23 protein-coding genes, 1 tRNA gene and 1 pseudogene are annotated in these 23,135 nt (G+C 41.5%); 6 read left to right on the top strand and 19 right to left on the bottom strand.

Annotated elements, in window-relative coordinates; translation table 11 throughout:
* Window positions 1-106: 106 nt before the first annotated feature.
* From der to MTP09_RS03905, 5 genes are all read right to left on the bottom strand, one after another.
* The gene (der, locus tag MTP09_RS03925; RefSeq protein ID WP_243550703.1) at window positions 107-1,414 is read right to left on the bottom strand and encodes a ribosome biogenesis GTPase Der; all 1,308 of its coding nucleotides are present in this window, start codon (window positions 1,412-1,414) and stop codon (window positions 107-109) included.
* 218 nt (window positions 1,415-1,632) lie between these two features.
* The gene (gene murA / locus MTP09_RS03920) at window positions 1,633-2,940 is read right to left on the bottom strand and encodes a UDP-N-acetylglucosamine 1-carboxyvinyltransferase (RefSeq protein ID WP_243550702.1); all 1,308 of its coding nucleotides are present in this window, start codon (window positions 2,938-2,940) and stop codon (window positions 1,633-1,635) included.
* A complete protein-coding gene (locus MTP09_RS03915; protein ID WP_243550701.1) occupies window positions 2,940-3,575 on the bottom strand; it encodes a DUF4290 domain-containing protein in 636 nt (211 codons plus the stop codon). The genes murA and MTP09_RS03915 overlap by 1 nt, the downstream gene beginning before the upstream one ends.
* A 52-nt stretch (window positions 3,576-3,627) precedes the next feature.
* Window positions 3,628-4,038 carry a thiol-disulfide oxidoreductase DCC family protein gene (locus MTP09_RS03910; protein WP_243550700.1) on the bottom strand — a complete coding sequence of 137 codons (411 nt, stop codon included), beginning with the start codon at window positions 4,036-4,038 and terminating at the stop codon, window positions 3,628-3,630.
* 12 nt (window positions 4,039-4,050) lie between these two features.
* Window positions 4,051-4,533: a heme-binding domain-containing protein gene (locus MTP09_RS03905; protein ID WP_243550699.1), complete on the bottom strand. Its 483-nt coding sequence runs from the start codon at window positions 4,531-4,533 to the stop codon at window positions 4,051-4,053.
* Window positions 4,534-4,678: 145 nt separating this feature from the next.
* Between MTP09_RS03905 and MTP09_RS03900 the strand changes: the two genes are divergently transcribed.
* The 3 genes from MTP09_RS03900 (at window position 4,679) to MTP09_RS03890 (ending at window position 5,984) form a co-directional block, all read left to right on the top strand.
* Window positions 4,679-5,317 carry a peroxiredoxin gene (locus MTP09_RS03900; RefSeq protein WP_243550698.1) on the top strand — a complete coding sequence of 213 codons (639 nt, stop codon included), beginning with the start codon at window positions 4,679-4,681 and terminating at the stop codon, window positions 5,315-5,317.
* A gap of 107 nt (window positions 5,318-5,424) precedes the next feature.
* The gene (locus MTP09_RS03895) at window positions 5,425-5,733 is read left to right on the top strand and encodes a thioredoxin family protein (RefSeq protein WP_243550697.1); all 309 of its coding nucleotides are present in this window, start codon (window positions 5,425-5,427) and stop codon (window positions 5,731-5,733) included.
* The gene (locus MTP09_RS03890; RefSeq protein ID WP_243550696.1) at window positions 5,733-5,984 is read left to right on the top strand and encodes a DUF6952 family protein; all 252 of its coding nucleotides are present in this window, start codon (window positions 5,733-5,735) and stop codon (window positions 5,982-5,984) included. The genes MTP09_RS03895 and MTP09_RS03890 overlap by 1 nt, the downstream gene beginning before the upstream one ends.
* A gap of 155 nt (window positions 5,985-6,139) precedes the next feature.
* Here the strand turns inward: MTP09_RS03890 and MTP09_RS03885 are convergent, their stop codons facing one another.
* From MTP09_RS03885 to MTP09_RS14600, 5 genes and pseudogenes are all read right to left on the bottom strand, one after another.
* On the bottom strand, window positions 6,140-6,634 hold the full coding sequence (locus MTP09_RS03885) for a hypothetical protein (protein WP_243550695.1): 495 nt from the start codon (window positions 6,632-6,634) through the stop codon (window positions 6,140-6,142).
* An 84-nt stretch (window positions 6,635-6,718) separates the two neighbouring features.
* Window positions 6,719-7,219 (bottom strand): GNAT family N-acetyltransferase, encoded by a 501-nt coding sequence (locus MTP09_RS03880; protein WP_243550694.1) that lies wholly within the window; start codon window positions 7,217-7,219, stop codon window positions 6,719-6,721.
* A gap of 44 nt (window positions 7,220-7,263) precedes the next feature.
* Window positions 7,264-7,614 carry a GNAT family N-acetyltransferase gene (locus MTP09_RS03875; RefSeq protein ID WP_243551586.1) on the bottom strand — a complete coding sequence of 117 codons (351 nt, stop codon included), beginning with the start codon at window positions 7,612-7,614 and terminating at the stop codon, window positions 7,264-7,266.
* Window positions 7,607-7,750 carry a GNAT family N-acetyltransferase gene (locus MTP09_RS03870; RefSeq protein ID WP_243550693.1) on the bottom strand — a complete coding sequence of 48 codons (144 nt, stop codon included), beginning with the start codon at window positions 7,748-7,750 and terminating at the stop codon, window positions 7,607-7,609. Before MTP09_RS03870 ends, MTP09_RS03875 begins: the two co-directional genes overlap by 8 nt.
* Window positions 7,750-8,264 (bottom strand): annotated as a pseudogene (locus tag MTP09_RS14600) (DUF421 domain-containing protein). Before MTP09_RS14600 ends, MTP09_RS03870 begins: the two are co-directional and overlap by 1 nt.
* 94 nt (window positions 8,265-8,358) lie before the next feature.
* Between MTP09_RS14600 and MTP09_RS03860 the strand changes: the two are divergent.
* Window positions 8,359-10,719: a patatin-like phospholipase family protein gene (locus MTP09_RS03860; RefSeq protein ID WP_243550692.1), complete on the top strand. Its 2,361-nt coding sequence runs from the start codon at window positions 8,359-8,361 to the stop codon at window positions 10,717-10,719.
* 63 nt (window positions 10,720-10,782) lie between these two features.
* On the opposite strand, the gene MTP09_RS03855 is transcribed toward MTP09_RS03860, so the two are convergent.
* Window positions 10,783-11,178 carry a hypothetical protein gene (locus tag MTP09_RS03855; RefSeq protein WP_243550691.1) on the bottom strand — a complete coding sequence of 132 codons (396 nt, stop codon included), beginning with the start codon at window positions 11,176-11,178 and terminating at the stop codon, window positions 10,783-10,785.
* A gap of 501 nt (window positions 11,179-11,679) precedes the next feature.
* Window positions 11,680-14,508: an excinuclease ABC subunit UvrA gene (gene uvrA, locus MTP09_RS03850; protein WP_243550690.1), complete on the bottom strand. Its 2,829-nt coding sequence runs from the start codon at window positions 14,506-14,508 to the stop codon at window positions 11,680-11,682.
* A gap of 538 nt (window positions 14,509-15,046) precedes the next feature.
* Here uvrA and MTP09_RS03845 point away from each other — a divergent pair.
* Window positions 15,047-16,723 carry a formate--tetrahydrofolate ligase gene (locus tag MTP09_RS03845; RefSeq protein WP_243550689.1) on the top strand — a complete coding sequence of 559 codons (1,677 nt, stop codon included), beginning with the start codon at window positions 15,047-15,049 and terminating at the stop codon, window positions 16,721-16,723.
* Window positions 16,724-16,808: 85 nt separating this feature from the next.
* Here MTP09_RS03845 and MTP09_RS03840 read toward each other — a convergent pair whose 3' ends face one another.
* Entirely contained in the window at window positions 16,809-17,225 is a 417-nt protein-coding gene (locus MTP09_RS03840; protein ID WP_243550688.1) for a rhodanese-like domain-containing protein, read from the bottom strand.
* A gap of 77 nt (window positions 17,226-17,302) precedes the next feature.
* Here MTP09_RS03840 and MTP09_RS03835 point away from each other — a divergent pair, with 77 nt between their 5' ends.
* A complete protein-coding gene (locus tag MTP09_RS03835) occupies window positions 17,303-18,229 on the top strand; it encodes a YeiH family protein (RefSeq protein ID WP_243550687.1) in 927 nt (308 codons plus the stop codon).
* A gap of 360 nt (window positions 18,230-18,589) precedes the next feature.
* Here the strand turns inward: MTP09_RS03835 and MTP09_RS03830 are convergent, their stop codons facing one another.
* The 6 genes from MTP09_RS03830 to hisS form a co-directional block, all read right to left on the bottom strand.
* Complete coding sequence (locus MTP09_RS03830; RefSeq protein ID WP_243550686.1) at window positions 18,590-19,066, bottom strand: hypothetical protein; 477 nt, start codon at window positions 19,064-19,066, stop codon at window positions 18,590-18,592.
* 217 nt (window positions 19,067-19,283) lie between these two features.
* A tRNA-Ala gene (locus MTP09_RS03825) sits at window positions 19,284-19,357 on the bottom strand.
* A gap of 66 nt (window positions 19,358-19,423) precedes the next feature.
* Window positions 19,424-20,227, bottom strand: a complete 804-nt coding sequence (locus tag MTP09_RS03820; RefSeq protein ID WP_243550685.1) for a class I SAM-dependent methyltransferase — start codon at window positions 20,225-20,227, stop codon at window positions 19,424-19,426.
* A 15-nt stretch (window positions 20,228-20,242) separates the two neighbouring features.
* Window positions 20,243-20,932, bottom strand: a complete 690-nt coding sequence (locus MTP09_RS03815; protein ID WP_243550684.1) for a hypothetical protein — start codon at window positions 20,930-20,932, stop codon at window positions 20,243-20,245.
* A complete protein-coding gene (locus MTP09_RS03810; RefSeq protein WP_243551584.1) occupies window positions 20,929-21,345 on the bottom strand; it encodes an EamA family transporter in 417 nt (138 codons plus the stop codon). The genes MTP09_RS03815 and MTP09_RS03810 overlap by 4 nt, the downstream gene beginning before the upstream one ends.
* 58 nt (window positions 21,346-21,403) lie before the next feature.
* Window positions 21,404-22,762, bottom strand: coding sequence for a histidine--tRNA ligase (gene hisS, locus MTP09_RS03805; RefSeq protein WP_243550683.1), 1,359 nt, complete (start codon window positions 22,760-22,762; stop codon window positions 21,404-21,406).
* Window positions 22,763-23,135 lie beyond the last annotated feature (373 nt).

Below are 23,135 nucleotides of genomic sequence, written 5' to 3'. Positions count from 1 at the left end.
ATTTTAGATTTATTAGGTTACAAAATTAAAGATAAATTTCGGCTAAAGCCAATAAAACTTCAAATAAAAATCGGGCTAAAGCCCGCTCCTATTGATTTGACAACGTTTATTTCTGTCTGAAATACACTTCGATCGGAACTCCGCTAAAACCGAATTCCTTTCGCAACTGATTCTCTGTAAAGCGTTTGTACGGCTCTTTCACATATTGGGGAAGGTTGCAGAAAAACACAAACTGCGGACTCGGTGTCGGTAGCTGAACGCAATACTTGATTTTGATGTATTTCCCTTTCAGCGCGGGAGGCGGCGTGTTTTCGAAAATTGGGAGCATCACCTCGTTGAGTTTTGAAGTCTTGATTTTTTTCGCGCGGTTGTTGTACACTTCCATCGCCACATCCACTGCTTTCAGGATTCTTTGTTTGGTTAAAGCCGAAATGAAAAGAATCGGCACATCGGTAAACTGACCGATTTTTGTTTTGATCGCGTTTTCGAAATCGCGCATCGTGTTGGTTTCTTTTTCCACCAAGTCCCATTTGTTGACGAGGATGACGATTCCTTTTCTGTTTTTCTGGGCGATCCCGAAAATATTCATGTCCTGACTTTCCCAACCCTGAGTTGCATCCACCATAATGATGACCACGTCGGAATGCTCGATCGAACGTACCGAACGCATTACAGAATAGAATTCCAGATCCTCCTTCACCTTGGCTTTACGGCGCATTCCGGCAGTATCGACCAATACGAATTCGTGCCCAAACTTATTGTATAGTGTTTCGATGGAATCACGCGTTGTTCCCGCAATGTCGGTCACGATATTTCTTTCGACGTCAAGAAGCGCATTGGTCAACGTAGATTTACCGACATTAGGTCTTCCTGCGATGGTGATTTTTGGCAAACCTTCGAACGGATCTTTGTATTCGGTGGTTGGAAAATCTTTAACAATATCATCCAGAAGTTCACCCGTTCCCGAACCAGTTGCAGAAGACATTGTATAGTATTTCTCGATTCCCAGCTGATAGAATTCGGTTGCAGCGAGTTCCTCCTTTGCGGAATCCACTTTATTGACAACGATATACGTTGGTTTATTAGAACGGCGAAGCATTTCGTACATTTCGCTGTCAGTGTCGGTGAGACCTTCTTCCACATTCAGCATAAAGATGATGGAAGTGGCTTCATCAATTGCCAATTGCACCTGTTTGGAGATTTCTTCCTGGAAAATATCTTCGGTATTTACTTCGTAACCTCCTGTATCGATGACGGTGAAATCTACCCCGTTCCAGTCGGATTTTCCATAATGGCGGTCTCTTGTAACCCCAGCTGTGGAATCTACAATGGCTTCTCTTCTTTCGAGTAAACGGTTAAAAAGTGTGGATTTTCCTACGTTGGGACGCCCAACGATTGCGACAATGTTGCTCATAAAATTTTGTTTCTTTCCGAATTAAGCGTCTAAGCATAAAGAAAAGCGAAATCGGTTTTACGAACCTAATCTAATAATTCCTTAATCTCTTAATCCCCTAATTCTTCTTGATTAAGAATGGGTTACCCGGACTTTCCGAGCCCAAAAAATTTTTGCAAAGATATGGTTTTTGATTTTTCTAAAAGAAAAGCCAGGAAATTTGTCCTGGCGATAATCAATTAAATCCTTTCAATGTCCGCTCCCAAAGCTTTCAACCTTCCGTCGATATTTTCGTAGCCGCGGTCGATCTGCTCGATGTTGTGGATGATGGATTTTCCTTCCGCTGAAAGCGCGGCAATTAAAAGTGCGTTTCCGGCTCTGATGTCGGGTGAAGTCATCGTGGTTCCACGAAGTGGGAATTCGTGGTTCAAGCCAACCACTGTTGCGCGGTGTGGATCACACAAAATGATCTGCGCTCCCATATCGATGAGCTTGTCCACAAAGAATAATCTGGATTCAAACATTTTCTGGTGAATCAGAACCGTGCCTTTTGCCTGAGTTGCCACTACCAAAACGATGGAAAGCAAATCGGGTGTAAACCCCGGCCAAGGTGCATCTGAAACCGTAAGAATCGACCCGTCGATAAATTTCTGGATTTTATAGTTTTCCTGCGAAGGAATGAAAATATCGTCGTTGCTTTGCTCCAGCTGGATTCCCAGTTTTCTGAAGGTATTCGGAATGACGCCGAGCTGGTTCCAGTTTACATTTTTAATGGTGATTTCGGACTTGGTCATTGCAGCGAGTCCGATCCACGAACCAATTTCCACCATATCGGGAAGCATCGTGTGTTCTGTTCCGTGGAGGTATGGAACTCCTTCGATGGTTAAGAGATTCGATCCGATTCCGGAAATGTTCGCTCCCATTCGGTTAAGCATTTTGCAGAGCTGCTGTAAATACGGTTCACAAGCGGCGTTGTAAATCCTGGTTTTTCCTTTTGCTAAAACTGCCGCCATCACGATGTTTGCAGTTCCGGTTACCGACGCTTCTTCCAGAAGGATGAATTTCCCGGTAAGTTCCTTTGCCTTTAACGAATAAAAATATTCCTGCTCGTCATAATGGAATTCCGCGCCGAGTTCCACCAATCCCTGGAAATGGGTATCGAGTCGTCTTCTCCCAATTTTGTCGCCACCCGGAGTCGGCATATAAGCTTCGCCGTATCGAGCCAACATCGGTCCCAAAAGCATGATGGAACCACGAAGTTTCGCGCCGTCTTTCTTAAATTCTTTGGATTTGATATAGTCGAAGTTGATATCGTCGGCTTTGAAGGTGTAATCGCCGTGACCGTTTTTGGTTACTTTCACCCCGAAATCGCCCAGGATTTCGATAAGCCGGTTCACGTCGTGGATGTCCGGAATATTCTTCACCCTTACTTCCTCATCGGTAAGCAGAACCGCGCATAAAATTTGCAGCGCCTCATTTTTCGCACCTTGCGGAGTGATCTCGCCATGCAACCTTTTTCCGCCTCTGATCTGAAATGTTCCGCTCATTATTTTCTGTTCTTGTTATTGTGGAAGTTTCTTCTTTTGTTCTGACTGTTGTTGTTTTTGTTGCCCTTATTACTTCGGTTGTTGGCGTAGTAGATTTTACTTTTGTCGAGGGAGTCGATTCCCGTTAAATCAAGGCGGTCTTCGGAAAGGTCTTTTAGATGGCGGAAAATCACCTCATCCTGAACATGTTCTTTATTATATACATTATAGGATTTTTTCATATTGTTGGCAATGACCTGGATTAGCGCGTCTTTCTCATCACCAGGTTCAAGCTCAATCGCTTTCTCGATCAACTGAAGAATACTTTTTCCATAAAATTTAAACTCACCCTGCAGCAACGGATATTCCATTCTTTTAGGTTTTTGATGGAGTTCTTCCCTCGTCGGAAACGGATATGGCGAATCCACATCCAGATCATAATCTGCAAGGATAAAGAGGTGGTCCCAAAGTTTGTGCTTGTAATTCTGCTCATCGCGAAGCTGCGGATTGCGCTGCCCCATAAAATCTACGATTGCGGCGGCAAGTTCGCTTCTTTCTTCCTTCGTTGGCATTTCTTTGCATCGTTCCACCAGTTGCTGTATGATTCTGCCGTATTCAGGCAAGTGCAACTGAGTTCGTTGGGTATTGTATTCCATAGGTGCAAAGATAAAAATTTTGGGGTTAAAAATGTTGAGCCAGAGGTTGAGGTTAAGATAATTTTTCGATAAATTTCTTCCTTTCTTCTTCCGTCGGGACCAAGCATTTCTGCGAAGGAATTCTGTCTCGGTTTTCAGCGACTTTGTCATAGACGAAATCGGTCAACATTCTTGGGAAAAAATTCATGTGTCCGAACACGGCATTCATTCCGCCGAGGATTCGACCGACCGCAAAAACCGCCTGTGATTTGGTGAGGTAAAAAGAACCGGGTTTCCAAAGATAAAGCGTGTTCAATTCTTTGGTGGACAAATTTCTGTCTTTCAGAAAACCTTGCCCGAATTCGGACTGCAGTGGCGAAAAAAGAAACTGGTTTTTCCGATCGTTTTTCAGGATCCACTTTACCCAGTGGTTGCAGAACCCACAATCGCCATCGTAGAAAACATAATATTTTGAGGAATCCACTTTAAAGAAAATTTAGTTTTTATCTCCTTCTGCAGGGAGGTTATTCAGAATTCGCGTATCACTTGCGATGAATTTGAAATATTTGATCAGTTCCTGTTTCTGAGCTTCGGTAAACTTCGCTTCGGGATGATTCAGAATATAGCTCTGCATCGGCATTTCACCTTTTTCGATCATTTCAACGGCTTCATCTAATTTGTGCGCCTGTCTTTTTGGTTCATACGTTGCGAAAGTCGAGAAATTTAGTTTTTGCCTTCCTTCATCAATATGGTTTTTCAGGAACCATGCGATCGGCTGAACATTAGAGTACCATGGATACTTCGTCTCGTTGCTGTGGCAGTCGTAACATCCGTTTCTAATTAAATTCGCAGTGGATTCCGGAGTTTTTTTGATGTTCAGGAAGTCCATTTGTGGCGTCGGTGCAGGATTGGTTTTGTCGATTTGGAAGAACTGGATCAGGACAAATGCGACCAAAAGAATTACCAATATTTTTTTCATAGCTCATTTTCTTTTGGTGAAGTTAAGATTTTAATTTCAATTTGAAAAAATTTATCAACGCTAATAGATGATATAAATCACCGTGCGTTTTTTAATCGACGTTTGTTTCGTATCTTTGCACCGTCAAAATTTAATACAAAATATTATGTCATTAGTAGGAAAAAAATTCCCAAGCATTGCAATCGATGCAATGAGCGAAATGGGTGATGATCTGAAAATCAACATCTTCGAAGAAGCAACAAAAAACCACCAAAAAGTTCTTCTGTTCTGGTATCCGAAAGATTTTACTTTCGTTTGTCCGACCGAACTTCACGCTTTTCAGGAAGCATTACCAGAATTTGATAAAAGAAACACTAAAATCATCGGCGCATCGTGCGATACCAACGAAGTACACTTTGCTTGGCTGAATACACCGAGAGACAACGGAGGAATTGAAGGTGTAACTTACCCAATCCTTGCAGATACGCACAGACAATTGGCAAACATTCTTGGAATTGTAGATCAGGAGTTCGAGTTTGATGAAGAAGGAAACGAATTCTTCACAGGATCCAACGTAACTTACAGAGCGACTTACCTGATCGACGAAACCGGAAAAATCTTCCACGAATCGGTAAACGATATGCCGCTTGGTAGAAACGTGAAAGAGTATTTAAGATTGATCGACGCTTACGCACACGTACAGAAATTCGGCGAAGTTTGCCCTGCAAACTGGGAAGAAGGAAAAGACGCGATGAAGGCCGACAGAAATTCTACCGCAGAATATCTGGCGACACACAAAGGTTAATATAACAATATAGCAATTTAACAACGTAGCAATCACTTGGTTAAGGATTACTCTTTAATAAATTTGATTGTTACATTGGTAAATTGATTAATTTCTAAATTAGAAAAATGTACACAGAATTAGCAGAAGATAATTTGCAGAAAATCGTGGCAGAAAACGACAAAGTGGTGGTTCAGTATGGAGCATCATGGTGCGGAAACTGCAGGATTATGAAGCCAAAGTTCAAGAAACTGGCATCTGAAAACGAAGCGATCCCATTCCTTTATGTGGATGCGGAAAAGCTCCCTGAAAGCAGAAAGCTGGCAAAAGTTGACAACCTGCCGACTTTCGCAATCTTCAAGCAAGGACAGTTGGTGAACCAGGTTCAGACCAACCAGCAGGAAGCTTTGATCAACCTTTTTAAAGAATTGAATTAATGAAACTCCCAATAATCAGACAGTTTTACCAAACCCAGACTCCCGAGAATCTCGAAAAGGCACTCGAAGTTTTGGAATCTTTCTCTGAGTTCCGCGGAACAACTGAAGAAGATCTAAATGTGGTTGGTGAAATGATCACGGATATTTGCGGCGCTCTCGAAGTTCACCAAAATGTGAAAAACGGAATGAGCGAGAGAGACGCGCTCAACGGTTTTGCCCAGAAAGTTTTGGGAAGTATTGATAAAAATTAATCGTTTTATCGAATATTGACAAAAATCTGAATTTGTTAACCCCTTCCCTAAAGGGAGCAAATTCAGATTTTCTTTTTTACGGAATAATGGCAGATTTCATTATTTCATTAATGGAAACAAAAAAACAAAGCGGGAAAAATTTCCCGCTTTTGTTATTAATCCTGATCACCTTGATGGTTTTCGTATCGTTTGTCGTATTTCTTGTTGTTTTTCTGGTACGCTTTGTATCTTTTATCATTTTCCTTTCTCCATTTTTTGTCGTTTTCCCAGTTTCCGTTTCGTTTTTTCACCTGTCCTGGTGCATAGTCTGTAGCTTTACCGCCATAGATTTTTTTCGCTTGTCCCGGAGGAAGATTTCTCGCGTTATTGTTCGGATAGTAAACGGTGTTGCTTCCGTTTCTTCCTAAGATTCCAGGTTGTCCGTACACATCACCGGTCCTGATTACTCTACCGTTTTGGTACACATTTCCACTTCTGTCGCGGTACACGTCGCCCTGTCTGTAAACAGTTCCGTCGGGTGCTCTAAAAACCGGACCGTTGTTTGGATAATTCGTCGGATAGTTATTTCCGTAAGGATCATTTGTCGCTGCACAGGAAACCAGTGTAAAAGCTAAACCTGCAACTGCCATTATTTTAAGTAAAGATTTCATTTTAGTTAAATTTAAAAATTTAACATAATAGATTCAATCTTAATGCCAACTTAAAAACGGTAAGTAAAACCGAGGTGAAAAGTGTTATTCAATGCCCGCAACAGTGCTTCTTCTTTCCATTAAAATAATGTCGCGCCACACTCCGTTCATCTTCCCTATTTTCTCGCGTGTTCCCACGATACGGAATCCCAGCTTGGAATGAACTGCGATGCTTGCTTCGTTTTCAGGAAAAATTCCCGACTGCAATGTCCAGAAATCGTGTTCCTCACTGTCGAGAATCAGTTTCCACAAAAGCATTTTTCCAAAACCTTTACCCTGAAATTCGTTGGCGATATAAATACTCACTTCGGCAACACCTGAATAACATTCTCTTTTGCTGATAGGTTGCAATGCTGCCCAACCAAGAATCTGCTCATTTTCGTCTTGCAGAACGAAGCGGCAGATTTTGAAAAACTTATTGTCCCACGCTTCCCACGTTGGAACATTTTGGTCAAAGGTTGCGTTTCCGCCATCGATTCCCTGCTGGAAAATTTCGAGTACTTTCTCGCCGTCAGTCGGCAGCATTTGTCGGATTTCGTAATTCATTAAAATAGTTTGAGGTTTGAAGTTTAAAGTTTAAAGTTATCAGTTTAGGAAGAAATGGCATAGACAAACCATTCTTGATCGTTTACGATTCTTCTTTCTACAAACGACATTCCCACCTTTTCTAAAACCTTTATCGAAGCTCTATTCTCTGGCATTACACGACCAACAATTTTCTTCAAGCGCAATTGTGCAAAACCAATCTCAATACATTTCTTAGCAGCTTCTGTTGCAAATCCTTTTCTCCAGTGCTTTTGATAAAAGCGGAATCCTAAATCAACTTCGTCTAAAGCTTCATCATATTTTAAGCCGCACCACCCCAAGTATTCCTGTGTTTCTTTGTGTAGAACAGACCATCTTCCAAAACCATATTTTTCATAATGATCATAATTATTGATCAGGTTTGTTGCCTTCGATACTGTTAAAAGCGGAATCTCCAGTATATTTTACGCACTCCCAATCTTCATTTATTTCAAATAAATGTTTTGCATCTTCACTCTTAAATTCCCGCAAAGTGAGTCGCTCTGTTTCCATTAAATCCTATGCGCTTTTCTTGGAAATTTCCTTTTATGGCGCGAAAAATTAGTCTGGTTATTTTGGTCGGTAGAAATTACGCTGATGTTACCGTCAACTTCCAGAACGGTGAGTTTTACGTGTTCTACCGATTCGACACCGTGTTCACGCACCGTTTCCAGGAGTTCGTCGACGCTGATTTCCGCCTTTTTCAATTTTTCAAAATCTGCGACACCATCTTTAATTAAAATTTCCGGCTCGTCTTCCACAGATGTTTGATTTTCTGGTTATTAAACATCAGTTTCTTCAAACCAAAATTGGCAATAAACAAAACCGTTGCCGCAATAAGACCGCCCTGCAAAGAGGTATCCTGACCAACCATCGCATTCTGCACCGCGTTGGAAATTAATAACAGCAGGATTACATCTCCCGCGTTAAGCTGCGAAAGCTGGTTCTTGCCAAAAATCCTCAAACCCAATATCATAAACATATAAACGGCGAGCGAACGGAGCGAAACATCTAAAAACGGATTCATTACACAAATTTAAAATTATATGGTGAACAATAATCTACAGAACCATGAATTAAGATAAAAATAAAAAAACTAATTTAGCGGAAAATTACTAACCATGACAAAAAAATTGCTCTTCTGTGCACTGTTCGCTGCACTGACTCTCTCCGTCAATGCGCAGGACTCATTGCAAATAACTCCCCGGAAAAAATACGGACTCGCCTTAAGCGGCGGCGGCGCAAAGGGTTTCGCACACATTGGATTGCTGAAGGCGATTGACTCCCTTCAAATTAAGATCGACTACATCACAGGAACCAGTATGGGCGGAATTCTCGGCGGACTCTACGCGATGGGTTATACCGGCGAAGAATTGAAATCCACCGTTTACGGCATGAACTGGAAACGGATTTTGAGCAACAAAATCCCGTACAACAAAGTAAGCATCGAGGAAAAAGACGAGTTCGACAAATACATTATCGAGTTTCCGGTGGAAAAAAGAAAACCGACACTTCCCAACTCCTATATTGAAGGTCAATACATGGGAGAAGTACTGAATACGCTTACTTTTCCGGCGAAACACATCAATGATTTCAGTAAGTTGCCGATTTCGGTTGAAATGACTTCATCCGACATTATTAACGGTGGGCTCATCATGCAGAAAAAAGGTTCGCTTCCTCTTGCAATCCGTTCTACATTGGCGATTCCCGCAGCTTTCTCCCCAGTTTTCATCGACGGCAAAATGTTGGTTGACGGCGGTCTCGACAGAAATTTTCCGGTTGCGGAAGTGAAACAGATGGGAGCCGATGTTGTGATCGGCGGTTACACTGGATTCCGACTTTTCACGAAAAAAGAAATCGAAAATCCGCTGAAAATGATCTACCAAACGCATGCAATCCGCTCGGTGGAGGATTACGAGGTACAAAAGAAAAACACCGATGTGTTGGTAAATTTCGTCGCACCGCTTGAAGACATTACCACGAAGGATTTCAAAAAGTTTAAGAAAATCATTAAAATCGGTGAGGACGAAACCAAGAAAATGCTTCCCGAACTGGTAAAAATAGCGGAAGAACAAAGACAACTCGGAATCAGTTTCAGCCACGACAGCGTTCAGGAAATAAAGAAACCGACTGTTGCTTTCAAATATTTTAATGAAGATGGAACCGAGATCACCTCGCAAAAGGAACTCAATTCTTTGAAAAATCAATTACAGCTTGAAGAAGGAAATTATTACGATGCGAAAACCGTGAACGAAAGCATTGACCGAATCTTTGGAACCCGGCTCTATGACAAGGCGTATTACACTTATACCGACACTGAAAACGGACTGATTATGAATATTTTCCTGAAAAAATCAACTTCGGGAAGGTTCAAGATGGCGCTGCATTACGACAACGAACAGTCTGTTGGAATTATCCTGAATTACACATACCGGAATTTACTGCTGTCGAAGTCGCGGCTTGTAGCGACAGTAGATGTTTCAGAACGGTTTAAAGCACGGCTCAACATGCAGAAATTTGTTGACGGAAAAGACCGTTTGTGGGTTTCTGCCGATGCAAAATATACCACGGCGGACAGCAACGATATTTTCTTCAAGATACTGAATGATAACGACGGTTCGGGCAAACTGTTCTCGGAATACCGATACCAGAATTTTGGCGGCAGCTTCAGCATCAACTATAAACTCGGCACCAACTCCGCCATCGGAACCGGAATCGAATACAACACCGAACTTTTGAAAAATTCGCTGAACGACATCTCACAAAGCACATTCGATAACTACAGCAAGAAAATGTACAGCCACAGCAATTACTCCGTTTCCTTACGATTTATTCAGAATAGTTTAAACACGAGATATTTTTCAAAAAGCGGCAACTTTCTGCAAATTGGCGCAAGAAGCTATTTCGGCGACCACTACAATTTGTACGATTTGGTTCATCTGCAGCCGATGCTTTACGATTACCTGAATCCCGAGAACCCGATGTACACCACACCAAAATCGCTGATTGGGTTATACCTTAACGAAAACTTCTCGTTCCCGGTCTCAAAAAAGATAACGCTGAAAGCCAATGGATATGTTGGTCAACATTTCAGCAGTTCGAAAATTGAAGAAGGTCAGATTCCGTTTCTGTTTCTCAATCAGAAATTTTACGTGGGAGGAAGCGAGTTTAACAACGATGGGATGAATCCCGAATTTGAAGGTTTCCGACAAAAGGAGCTCCCCGTAAACTCCCTTTACAAAGCGGGTTTTGCTGTACAGTACAATCCTTTTGGCGAGTTTTATGTGACTCCATCCATGAGCTTTTCGCAGATCTCGGCAAATCTGACGAGTTTTAAGGACGATGACTTCGCTCAGAAAGTTTTCGGTTACGGGATTAATTTTGGCTACAATTCGATGGCGGGTCCCATCAATTTTTCCGTTTCAAGAAACGACTTCCTCAATTTATGGCGTTTCTACTTCAGTATCGGATATAAATTTTAGCGAAGGGATAAACAAAAAAAAACCGAACGCAATGTTCGGTTTTTCTATGTTTTCTAATTCTTATTAGCGGTTTATTCGCACACTTACAGGCATTACGTAAGTGGATGCGATCATATTTTTGCTGAGTTTGCTGGTATCAACTTTGTAAAGCAGATGGCTCAACACATTTTCCAATTCCTCTGAAACATACTTGCAATCACCTTTTGCGTGAACATTGGTAATCTTTCCGTTTTCGGCGATACTGAACTGCACATCAGAATTCACCACTCCTTCCGTAAAATTCGGGTTGGTAAAATCAAAATTGTTGATGACGAGTTTGCGTAACTCCCCGAAACCGTCGTTCGGGTTAAGTTTAATTTCTTCGATGGTATTAGAGCTTTGTGCTTTTACGTTATTAAAAAAAGAAACTGTAAAAACCAAAATCAAAACCGCTGCAATCCTAAAGATAATCTTTTTCATTTCTCTGATTAGTTAATTGGTTAATAAATAGTTGAATAATTATGAGACAAATGTATAGAATATAATTAATAGTTGGTTTACATTCTGTTAACATTGGGTTAACATTGGAAATAGATAATTAATAAACGATTGATTATCAATATTTTATTTTAAATAAAAATTTATGAAATATTTAATAGAAATGACAAATAACAGCAAAATCACCGAAGAAACGGGTTATTTTTTCATAAAAACCGAGTGATTTTCAGAACGGATGATCAACAACGAAAAATGGAAAGCGATTATTGTTGTTGTAGATAAACGTGACAATTTTTGAAATAAATTGGGTGATACCAATCGGTCGCTATTGAAGTAATGCAGGTTCAGCGCTGATTTGCGTAGTATGAAATTGAGAGACATGTAAAGTAAAGGTAGAAATCTGCTTTCATTATTAAAATTACCTTCTGATTTCTTTTACTTTTATCTTTTTACTTTTGTCTTTTTACTTTTGTCTTGTTTCTTTTATAACTCTCTTTTCAAAAACTTCGCTGTCAATGATTTTTTAGATTTCACGATTTCTTCGGGAGTTCCTTCAGCGATGATTTTCCCGCCGTGTTTCCCGCCTTCAGGACCGATGTCGATGATGTGGTCCGCCAATTTGATCACATCCATATTATGCTCGATGATGATGAATGAATTGCCTAAATCAACTAGCTTGTTCACTGCTTCCATCAGCACTTTCACATCCTCGAAATGGAGTCCAGTTGTGGGTTCATCCAGGATGTAGAGCGTATTTCCAGTCTGTCTTTTCGAAAGTTCGGTGGCGAGTTTGATCCGTTGCGCTTCTCCTCCACTCAAAGTTGTAGATTGCTGACCGAGCGTGATGTAGCCCAATCCGACGTCGTGCAAAGTCTTGACCTTATTATAGATTTTCGGAATCGGTGCAAAGAAATCCACCGCCTCATCGATCGTCATTTCCAAAACATCGGAAATCGATTTTCCTTTGTAGCGCACTTCAAGAGTTTCGCGGTTGAAACGTTTTCCGTTGCACGTTTCGCAATGTACGTAAACATCGGGAAGAAAATTCATTTCAATCACCTTCAAACCGCCTCCTTGACAGGTTTCGCATCTTCCACCTTTTACATTGAACGAAAACCGTCCCGCTTTGTAGCCGCGAATTTTCGATTCGGGAAGTTCAGCGAAAAGGTTTCTGATGTCCGTAAACATTCCCGTATAAGTTGCAGGATTGGAGCGCGGAGTCCTTCCGATCGGAGTTTGATCCACGTCCACAATTTTGTCGATATTCTCGATTCCCTCGAAACTTTTGTAAGGTAACGGTTCCTGCACACTTCGGTAGAAATGTCGGTTCAGAATCGGGTACAACGTTCCGTTAATTAAAGAAGATTTTCCGCTTCCCGAAATTCCTGTTACCACGACTAATTTCCCGAGCGGAACTTCCAGCGTCACATTTTTCAGGTTATTTCCTGTCGCACCTTTCAGAACCAGCGATTTACCGTTTCCTTCCCTCCTTTTTTCTGGGATTACGATCTTTCGTTTTCCCGTCATATAATCGGCGGTGATGGTATCGGCTTTGAGCAGATCTTTGGGATTTCCCTGCCAAAGAATTTCGCCACCGAACTTTCCTGCGCGCGGACCAATATCCAAAACCTCGTCTGCTTCTAGGATCATGTCTTTGTCGTGTTCCACAACGATTACGGAATTCCCAATGTCGCGGAGATTTTTTAGGGAGTTGATGAGCCGCTCGTTATCTCTTTGGTGAAGTCCGATCGAAGGCTCGTCGAGGATATAAAGTACATTCACCAACTGTGAACCGATCTGCGTCGCCAAACGGATCCGCTGCGATTCACCGCCGGAAAGTGTTCTTGAACTTCGGCTTAAGCTCAAATAATCCAGTCCGACATCGAGCAAAAACTGCAGCCGAGTCTTGATTTCCTTTAAAATTTCGTGGGCAATGATTTTGTTTTTCTCGCTGAACTTATTTTCCACTTCGTTGAGCCAATCCTTAAAATCAGCCAAACTCAATGAGTTGATTTCCGCAATATTTTTCCCGTCGATTTTAAAACTCAAACTTGACGGTTGAAGTCGGGTTCCTTTACATTCGGGGCAAATTTCTTCGGTGGTAAAGTGTCTTTCGAGCAGAATCGCGTCGTAGCTTTCCTTGTCCTCGATCATTTCTTCGATAATGGAAACCAATCCGTCGAAATTCACCTTGATTTTTTTGGTGATTCCCGCGTGTTTCAGTTCTTTGGAAACTTCTTTGTGCGCCCCGAAATAGATCAATTCCAGCGCTTCTTTGGAAATATCTTTAAACGGAGTCGATAAATCCTGATCGAAAACTTCGAGGATATTCTTAATCTGCCCCAAAATCCATTTGTTGGATTTAATGTCTTCAAGCGGCAACAAACCGCCCTGGTTTACAGAGAGTTTAGGATTTTCCACAAAATAATCGGTATTCACTTTCTTGATGGTTCCCAAACCTTTGCAGTGTGGGCAGCTTCCTTTCGGCGAATTAAACGAAAACGTGTTCGGTTCGGGTAAAGCGAGTGAATCTCCGGTTTCGGAGTCCATCAAGTTTTTAGAAAAATAATGGACTTCATTCTCTCCCAATTTTTGCAGACCGATGGTTCCCTCTCCCATTTCCATCGCGGTTCGCAGGGATTTTTCCATACGGTTTTCAGTGGCATTTTCGCCGATAATCCATCGGTCGATCACGATATCGATGTCGTGGGTTTTGTAGCGGTCGAGTTTCAGGTCATATTCAATGTCCAAAAGTTCGCCGTCGATTCTCGCCTGTCCGTAACCTTTCTTCGCCATTTGTACGAAGAGTTCGTGGTAATGTCCTTTCCTCGCACGAACAACGGGTGCAAGAAGCATCACTTTTTCGCCCTTAAAATTTTCCTTAATGGTTTCCAGGATTTGCTCTTCGGTGTAGCTCACTAACTTTTTGCCAGAAGTCATCGAGTATGCATCTGAAACCCTCGCAAAAAGCAGACGCAGAAAATCATAGAGTTCAGTCACCGTCCCAACTGTAGAACGTGGATTTTTGTTGGTCGTTTTCTGCTCGATGGCTATTACTGGCGAAAGTCCGTCGATTTTATCCACATCGGGTCTTTCCAAACCGCCGAGAAAATGTCGCGCGTAGGCAGAAAAAGTCTCGATATATCTTCGCTGTCCTTCCGCGAAAATAGTGTCGAAAGCGAGGGACGATTTCCCACTTCCCGAAAGTCCAGTGATGACTACAAGTTCGTTTCGCGGGATCTTTACCGAAATATTTTTAAGGTTGTGTTCACGGGCGCCGTAAACTTCGATATATTCTTTATTGTCTTTCATTTTTAATGTTTCCCTGCTTCTTTTTATCGAAAGTTCGGGAATCTGCAAATTTACGGATTTTTTGGGCGAATCGGAATTGGGGAAAATTCATTTTAAGGAGAATTAACATCTTATTTGTTTATGACTTTGTATATCTCAAATGAGCGTTACCGCCTTTGTTTAGCTTAAAAGCAGCCTAAAATTTCGTAAATCCTTGTCTGGCTTTGCGAGATATTTTTCACGCAACGGCCGCAAAGAAATATCTAAATAAATGACCTCATAATTTTAAGACAAACAAAGGCACTTTGTTTAACAAAGCCAAACAAAATCTTTGTAACAAGCTCGTTTTAAGCACTATCCGATCATCGTAGATTTCGCAGATTGTGGTTCTATCTTTATTAATAACACTGAATTTTTTTTCGCAGCTGACGCAGATTTCGCGGATTGTCTTTTTCCATATTTAAAGAAACTGACTTTTCTCAAACTGACAAATCACACCCGAAAATGTTTTCCCGAAGCGTTTGGTTTCACTATTTTTGAGTGATTAAAATTTTACGATATGAGTTTTCCGACCGACCTTGAAATTGCAGAATCCGCCAACATTCAGCATATTAAAAATATTGCAGAAAAAATTGGGATCGACAACGACGATCTGGAGTATTACGGTAAATATAAAGCCAAAATCCCTTTAAAATACATCGACGAAGAAAAGATCAAAAAAGCCAAACTGATTTTGGTGACCGCAATTAACCCGACTCCAGCCGGCGAAGGAAAAACCACAGTTTCTGTCGGACTGAACGACGGACTGAACAAGATCGGTAAGAAATCCATCGCGGTTTTGCGTGAACCATCGCTTGGTCCAGTTTTCGGTGTGAAAGGCGGTGCTGCAGGTGGCGGTTACGCACAGGTAATCCCGATGGTGGATATCAACCTGCACTTCACGGGAGATTTTGCGGCGATCGAGAAAGCAAACAACCTCCTTTCGGCGCTGATTGACAATAATTTGCAGAACAGAAAACATTCTCTCAACATCGATCCTAGAACCATCGTCTGGAAAAGGGTGATGGATATGAACGACCGCTCGCTTCGACAAATTGTTGTGGGTTTAGGCGGCTCCAACAACGGAATTACCCGTGAAGAGGGCTTCAATATTACTCCTGCAAGTGAAGTGATGGCGATTCTTTGCCTGAGTCAAGATTTCGAAGATTTGAAAACCCGGCTGGGAAATATTTTCGTGGGCTACACCTTTGACAAGAAACCGATTTTCGCACGCGACCTTAAAGCCGAAAATGCAATGGCAATTCTATTGAAAGACGCCATTAAACCTAATCTTGTTCAAAGTTTGGAAGGCAATCCTGCGATTCTTCACGGTGGACCTTTTGCGAATATTGCACAGGGAACAAATACGATTATCGCTACCAAAACCGGACTTTCACTCGCCGATTACGTGGTGACGGAAGCTGGTTTCGGCGCTGATTTAGGGGCGGAAAAGTTTTTGCACATCAAGTGTCATTACGGAAAGATGAAACCCGACGCTTATGTAATCGTTGCCACGATTCGTGCGCTCCGTTACCACGGCGGCGCGAAAAAAGGCGAATACGAAACACCGAATCTGCCATTTGTGAAAAACGGGATCGAAAACCTGAAAAAGCATATCGAAAACGGAATGAAATTCGGCTTGAAACCGATTGTCGCGATCAACCGATTTGCGACGGATTCGGATGAGGAAATTACTTTCATTAAGGAAGAATGTGAAAAAATGGGCGTGAAAGCAATCCTTGCAGAGGAATTTACCAAAGGCGGCGCTGGAATGACCGAACTTGCCGAAGAAGTGGTGTATTGCGCTTCCAATTGCGGAAATGATTTCCAACCTTTGTACAAAGTTGAAGATTCTGTAGAATATAAAATCGAGACCATCGCAAAAGAAGTGTACGGCGCGGAAACCGTGGTATTTTCGCAGAAAGCGAAGAACCAGCTAAAAACCATTTACGACCTTGGCTTCGATAAAGTTCCGATCTGTATGGCGAAAACTCCGAAATCCCTCACCGACGATGAAACCAAAATCGGACGGCCTTCAAACTTCAAAATCACCGTGCGTGAATTTGAATTTGCGGCTGGAGCAGGATTCATCATCCCGATTCTGGGCGACATGATGAGAATGCCTGGTTTACCGAGCGTTCCCGCAGCTGAAGGAATGACAATCAATAAGGAAGGGAAAATCTTGGGATTGAGTTGATTGCAGATCAAGCTGAAAACCGAAAAATCCTCCGAAACGCATCGATTTCGGAGGATTTTTAACTATAACTGATTAAAAAAAGTGGTTACTTTTTCATTTCATTCTTAATATAAGAAGTATTGATTCCGTTGTAAACATCGGGAATACCTTGTTTTTCTAAGATTCTTTTAGCCGTTGAACTTCGGTTTCCTGTTCTGCAAAAAACCACCACTCCCTTTTTACCCTGAAACTCGTGAACGCGGTCCTGAATTTCATCCAATGGAATATTGACCGCACCTTCAATAGAACCAGAGCTGAATTCAGCGGGAGTTCGAACGTCCACCAAAAAAGCACCCTCCGAAATCACCTGCTTCAGGGATTTGGAGTTGGCTTGCTCTGAACTGTTCGGTGCGGAAAAATTATTTTCCTGACATTGCACAACACTGAAAAACCCGACTGTTGCGACGAAGTATATTGCATTTCTTAAATTAAATAATTTCATTCCGCAAAAGTAATTTCCCATTTCTTCATCTTGTGCAACCTAAATCACATTGGCCGACAAATGTGTTCTTTATTTTTGCTCCCTTGCAAAATCGGTTTATGGAAAAGAAAACGGTTATCAGGATTCTCTTTCTGGTGATTGCGGGCTTCACGCTCACCAACTGGGTTTCGCCGCCGCTTGCTTTGGTGGCGGGAATTCTGTTTGTAAATGTTTTCGGAATTCCTTTCAATGAACTTTCAAGTTACACTAAGAAGATCCTGCAGTATTCCGTGATTGGATTAGGATTCGGGATTAATCTGAATGAAGCGGCAAAAGCGGGAAGCGAAGGTTTTACCTTCACTGTTTTCACCATCGTTTTAGTGCTCTCTCTCGGACTCATCATCGGAAAATGGCTGAAAATCGACAAAAAAATTTCGCAGCTGATTTCGGTGGGAACTGCAATTTGTGGCGGAAGTGCGATTGCCGCTGTTTCACCAGTCATTCAATCGAAGGGCAGTCAAAATTCCATTGCATTAGGAGTTGTTTTTGTTTTAAATGCGGTGGCTTTGGTGATTTTTCCCATGATCGGAAATTTTTTCCATCTCACCCAAAATCAATTTGGAATGTGGGCTGCAATCGCGATTCACGACACGAGTTCTGTAGTTGGTGCGGCGAGCAAATATGGAGCTGAAGCGTTGAAGACCGCAACCGTCGTGAAGCTTTCCCGTGCGTTGTGGATCATTCCCGTAACACTCATTTTCTCGTTTTTAACAAAGACCAATGAAAAGGTGAAATTTCCTTATTTTATCTTATGGTTTGTGGTGGCGATCGTGATCAACTCTTTTGTTGGAGACCAGTTTGCATTCCCGAAAACCGTCAGCGAAATCTCCAGAATGACACTTAAAACCGCCCTATTCTTTATCGGAGCTGGACTTCCGTTAAAGGAATTAAAAAAGATCGGGATCAATCCTTTCCTGCTGGGAATCCTGCTGTGGTTAATTATTTCTGCGGTTTCCCTCTTCGGAATCTATCAGTTTGTGGCATAAAAAAAAACCACCCGTCAATACTGGTGTTTTGAATTTTTGTGGAGGATTTATAGCTTTTTAGTTAAAAAAAAGTTCTTGGTTAATACATAAATGATTATTAGCTTTGTCTAAACTAATATGACCGTGCAAAAAAGGATAAAGAAAAACTACGACAGGACTTATTAAAGGACCTTGAATATCTCACAAGATATTACAAAGAAGTTGCATCCAGAGGTCGACAAATCAAGAAATTTTATGATGAGGAAATCAACAGAATCGTAAAATAATTAAAAAAATTAGGGAAATAGATTAGTGCTTGTTAAAATAGGAATTGTTAAAATTCACACGTTTTTCGTTTGTTTTTACACGGTGGATTACACGCTATTTTTTCCCAAAAAGTTTGTTGGCTTGCTTCATTGTAAAACCGCCTGTAGAGCGTTGCGACCTATCTCCTTCAAGATTCTTATTTGCCTTGTCAAATTTGAAAGCGCAAGAATAACCACCAAATCCTGAAGCGAAGTTTATAGTCATATTTCCCTCCGGAAAAGTAAGTGTCATCGTTTCCTGCTTCTTGCTTTCGAAGTGGTCTTTTATGATCTGGTATATTTTGTCGAGTGTGTCGGGTTCTGTCGAAAATTCGAAAGTATAGTATGAAAGGTCGAGGCCGAATGGATTTGTTGAAATCGTTGTGTAGTCTCTGTACTCGATTTTTGCCTTAGATTTGTCTTGCTTTTGGTATAGAAATATAAATTGCTGTACATTCCCGACTTTTTCCCAATTATCGGATGAGTCAGTAATTTTAAACTGCCCGAAAACGAACCCCGAAATCAGGACGGCAAATAATAATAGTTTTTTCATATCGTTTGTATTTAAAAATTAAGTATTCTTATTCAGCCATCCGTGAATGAACCAAATTGATTTTATTTCTTTTTTCGGAATTTCAAACGGATCAGACCTTTAAATCAGTGAATAATGCCATTTTTTACACGTTTTTTTACACGTTTTTGAAAATAGCATCAGAGAATAATTTTTTAAAATCGTCGCAAACCTAATGTGGAAGATGGTTTGCAGATTGTGGAGGATATCGGGATCGAACCGACCACCTTTAGACTGCCAGTCTAACGCTCTAGCCAAATGAGCTAATCCCCCGAAAAGAGTTGCAATAGTACAAAAATTTTGCAGAATTTCAAATATTTTGGTTTGATGTGGCTTGAATTAATTTGAACTTGTTTGACTTTCCGCCACCAACGAAAATACATACGGAACGTTGTTCCCGAGCTGCGGGATTCGGAATTTTCCTTTCTCGAATTCCTCGTTGTGTCGGAAGCAAGCGTAAGGTGACCAGTCGTATTCGTCAAAGGATTTTAGCTGTAGCCCTTCTTTAAGCAAAGCATTCAGCACTTCCGAAGTCGGGTGGTTCCACATCACGTACTCCTGAACGATTGCAGCAGATTTGTCGGCATAAGTTCCCTCGTACGTTTCCACGATCGGTTTTTCGTTGAAATAGTTGTATTTCACAAAAGTGTAATCGTCATCGTACATCCAAACGACAGGATGAAATTCCACAAACACGAATTTTCCTCCAGATTTTAGAAAATGGGAAACCACTTTTGCCCATTTCTCCATATCGGGAAGCCAACCGATCACTCCGTAACTCGTGTAAACAATGTCGAATTTTTTGTCGAGCACATTTGGCAAATCATAAATATCGGATAGGATGAATTCGGTGTCGGTTCCACATTTCTTGGCTAAATCTCTTGCCGCTTCAATGGCTTTGTCGGACAGGTCGATTCCCATCACTTTCGCACCCATCCTTGAAAGCGAAATGGAATCCTGGCCGAAATGACACTGCAAATGGAGAATTTCCTTCCCTTTCACATCGCCCAAAAGATCGAACTCAATAGAGTTTAAAGAAGTACGCCCGTTGATAAATTCATCCACGAAATAAAAATCCGATTTCAAATGCGGTCCCACTTTCGCATTCCAGGAATTGCGGTTAATGTCGATATAGTTTTCCATTTCTTGAGGTTGAGGTTAAGGAAGGTACTTTTTCAATTGCAGGTCGCCGAATCCGTAAACGCCGTATTTCTCCGAAAAGTTTTTGAACAGTTCCACAAAATCATTCTGTGGTAATTCGCGAATTTGCTTGATGAGCTGACCGTTGAAACGATTCTCATTCGCAATAATCACTTCTCTCAACTTTCTGGAAAACTTTTGTTCAGAATGAGATAGATTCTTAAGCGTCTCATAATCTCCTGCCGAAAATGCGTTCCAAAGCTCGTGCACCAAATTAAGATCGGATTCATCTATTTTGATCGCATTCTGCAAACTTTCGGTCAATAGTTCGGAATCGTGCGCAGAGAAACCCCTCCATCTTTTCTCTTCATCTTTCACGGTTGGTAAAACCACGTAAACTTCTTCGATATTTCGCGGTAATTCTTTCAACAAAAACCAGAGGTTTACCTGGCAAAACAAGTCGTCCTCGAACCAGAAATAGACTTCGGAATCAAAGGTAATCTTTTTTATTCGATGAAATTCGGAAAGAACCTTATTTAAATAATCCGCTTCTTCAGCACCGAAATTCTTAGAAAGATACTTCTCGCGGTTCACGAAAAATTCGGCTTCTGAAACAGTACATTCCCGCCAAATAATTCTTTCCCCTTCAATTTCTTTTGGGAAAATTTCCGCCAAACAATCGCCGTTCAAAATATGGAATCGTTTCATTTCCAAATCAGAAAGAGGGTTCCGATAATAATCAAACCAGCTCCTGCAGCAGTTTTCCACGTCAAAGTTTCACCCAAAAAAATGACTGCAAAAATGATGGTTAATGCTAAACTCAGCCTGTCGATTCCCGCCACTTTTGAAACTTCGCCCATCTGCAGCGCCTTGAAATAAAAGATCCAGGAAAGTCCTGTCGCCACCCCAGAAATGCCGAGGAAAAACCATGTTTTGGGAGACAGCCCCGAAATCCCCTTCATCTCGCCACGCGAAAAAACAATGAGCCAAATCATCACCAAAACCACCACGGTACGGATCGCCGTCGCCAGATTCGAGTTCACATTCTCAACGCCCACCTTGGCAAAAATTGCGGTGAGTGCAGCGAAGAGCGCGGATAGAAGTGCGTAAAGCCACCACATAGAGGAAAGTTTGAAGTTTGACGTTTCAAGTTTCATTTCAGGTTCCAAGTTCCGATTTTCAAGCTTGATCTTTCAGGAATTTGGGGATGGAAATGGTTTTCTGCTCGCCGTTTTCCAGATTCTTGACGGTAATTGTTCCTTCGTTTATTTCCTGCTCGCCAAAAAACACAAGGTTTGGAATCGCTTTTTTCTCGGCATAGGTAAACTGCTTTTTCAGTTTCGCAGATTCTGGGTAAAGTTCTGCAGATACACCTTTTTCACGAAGATTGACTATAATTTTCATCGCTTCCGTAGCTTCATTCACGCCATAGTTGGCAAAAAGATACTGTACGGAGTTTTCAGTATTTTCAGGGAAAAGTCCAAGTTCCTCCATCACGAGATAAATCCTGTCGAGCCCGAAGGAAATCCCTATTCCAGGGATATTTTTCCCCCCGAATACTTCGGTAAGGTTGTCGTATCTTCCGCCTCCACCGATCGATCCCATCTGGACCTCATCCGCCTTTACCTCGAAAATCGCACCTGTATAGTAATCGAGACCTCTCGCCAAAGTGATGTCGAATTTCAAGTTGTCTGCCGAAATTCCCAGATCAAGGCATTTGGTAAAGACAAACTCAAGTTCGTCAACACCCTTCAATCCCAAATCATCTCCCGCCAATTTTTCCTTAAGCTGCAACAGATTTTCCATCGATTCGTCGCTCTGCTCAAAAAGGAAATCGAGCTTGTCGATGGATTTCTGGCTGATATTTTTTTCGAGTAACTCTTTGACGACGCCTTCCTTACCTATTTTATCGAGTTTGTCTAAAGCAACCGTAAACTCGATCAGATGTTTCGAAATTCCTGCATATTCCGCCAAACCCGAAAGAATTTTTCTGTTGTTCAGGTGCAGCGTCACAGGAATTTTCAGCTCTGCAAAAGATTTCAGGTATAGCTGAACCAACTCTACTTCCTGCCACAAACTTTCGCTCCCGACAACGTCGGCGTCGCATTGGTAAAACTCTCTGAACCTTCCTTTCTGCGGTCGGTCGGCTCTCCAAACGGGCTGGATCTGGTAGCGCTTGTACGGAAAATTCAAAACCCCGTGATTCATCGCCACGTATCTTGCAAACGGAACGGTGAGATCGTAGCGAAGTGCTTTCTCGGAAATCTGCGAAATCAGTTTTTGCGAATTTTTGGCATTCCAGTCTTCGTCTTTTGTTTTTGCAGCGTAGTCGCCAGAATTCAAAATCTTGAAAATCAATCGGTCGCCTTCTTCACCATATTTCCCAGTGAGCGTCGAAAGATTTTCGAAACTCGGGGTTTCAAGCGGCTGAAAACCGAACAGCTCGAAATTCTTCTGTAAAACATTGATGATATATCTTCGTCGGCTGACTTCCTTCGCCGAAAAATCTCGGGTTCCTTTTGCTAAGCTTGGCTTCATTTTAAAATCTTAATGATTGCAAAAATAAGGAATTGAACGGGATTAATTTTGAACCTTCATAACAAGTTTGTCATTAAACAATTTTTGAAGATCCGTATTCAACCATAACCAAAAAGGATCAAAAGACAAGTTCTAAGAGAATGCGCTAAAAAATGCGCACAGAAAATTATCCCTTGAAACTCCGTAGGAGTTTTATGTTTGTAGAACAACAAAACAGGCACACAGAACTCTGTAGGAGTTCAATCTGTGTAGAAATATTAAAAACAGTCGCCCAGAACTCCGTAGGAGTTCAATATTATTAATAAAATTGTGTTGAGATTCCATTTGCAAAATGATGATTTTCTGCAAATGGGATTATTGCATAAACTTCTTG

This window comes from Chryseobacterium suipulveris, assembly GCF_022811685.1.
GTDB lineage: Bacteria > Bacteroidota > Bacteroidia > Flavobacteriales > Weeksellaceae > Kaistella > Kaistella suipulveris.
This window is presented reverse-complemented; position numbering and strand designations above follow the sequence as displayed.

Coding starts and splice junctions, on each gene's coding strand:
- MTP09_RS03915 (WP_243550701.1), bottom strand. CDS start 3,575: ATGGAATACAATACCCAACGAACTCAGTTGCACTTGCCTGAATACGGC.
- MTP09_RS03835 (WP_243550687.1), top strand. CDS start 17,303: ATGGAAAAGAAAACGGTTATCAGGATTCTCTTTCTGGTGATTGCGGGC.
- murA (WP_243550702.1), bottom strand. CDS start 2,940: ATGAGCGGAACATTTCAGATCAGAGGCGGAAAAAGGTTGCATGGCGAG.
- MTP09_RS03810 (WP_243551584.1), bottom strand. CDS start 21,345: ATGTGGTGGCTTTACGCACTTCTATCCGCGCTCTTCGCTGCACTCACC.
- uvrA (WP_243550690.1), bottom strand. CDS start 14,508: ATGAAAGACAATAAAGAATATATCGAAGTTTACGGCGCCCGTGAACAC.
- MTP09_RS03855 (WP_243550691.1), bottom strand. CDS start 11,178: ATGAAAAAGATTATCTTTAGGATTGCAGCGGTTTTGATTTTGGTTTTT.
- MTP09_RS03900 (WP_243550698.1), top strand. CDS start 4,679: ATGTCATTAGTAGGAAAAAAATTCCCAAGCATTGCAATCGATGCAATG.
- MTP09_RS03840 (WP_243550688.1), bottom strand. CDS start 17,225: ATGGGAAATTACTTTTGCGGAATGAAATTATTTAATTTAAGAAATGCA.
- MTP09_RS03820 (WP_243550685.1), bottom strand. CDS start 20,227: ATGGAAAACTATATCGACATTAACCGCAATTCCTGGAATGCGAAAGTG.
- MTP09_RS03895 (WP_243550697.1), top strand. CDS start 5,425: ATGTACACAGAATTAGCAGAAGATAATTTGCAGAAAATCGTGGCAGAA.
- MTP09_RS03890 (WP_243550696.1), top strand. CDS start 5,733: ATGAAACTCCCAATAATCAGACAGTTTTACCAAACCCAGACTCCCGAG.
- MTP09_RS03880 (WP_243550694.1), bottom strand. CDS start 7,219: ATGAATTACGAAATCCGACAAATGCTGCCGACTGACGGCGAGAAAGTA.
- MTP09_RS03870 (WP_243550693.1), bottom strand. CDS start 7,750: ATGGAAACAGAGCGACTCACTTTGCGGGAATTTAAGAGTGAAGATGCA.
- MTP09_RS03905 (WP_243550699.1), bottom strand. CDS start 4,533: ATGAAAAAAATATTGGTAATTCTTTTGGTCGCATTTGTCCTGATCCAG.
- der (WP_243550703.1), bottom strand. CDS start 1,414: ATGAGCAACATTGTCGCAATCGTTGGGCGTCCCAACGTAGGAAAATCC.
- MTP09_RS03815 (WP_243550684.1), bottom strand. CDS start 20,932: ATGAAACGATTCCATATTTTGAACGGCGATTGTTTGGCGGAAATTTTC.
- MTP09_RS03830 (WP_243550686.1), bottom strand. CDS start 19,066: ATGAAAAAACTATTATTATTTGCCGTCCTGATTTCGGGGTTCGTTTTC.
- MTP09_RS03885 (WP_243550695.1), bottom strand. CDS start 6,634: ATGAAATCTTTACTTAAAATAATGGCAGTTGCAGGTTTAGCTTTTACA.
- hisS (WP_243550683.1), bottom strand. CDS start 22,762: ATGAAGCCAAGCTTAGCAAAAGGAACCCGAGATTTTTCGGCGAAGGAA.
- MTP09_RS03845 (WP_243550689.1), top strand. CDS start 15,047: ATGAGTTTTCCGACCGACCTTGAAATTGCAGAATCCGCCAACATTCAG.
- MTP09_RS03860 (WP_243550692.1), top strand. CDS start 8,359: ATGACAAAAAAATTGCTCTTCTGTGCACTGTTCGCTGCACTGACTCTC.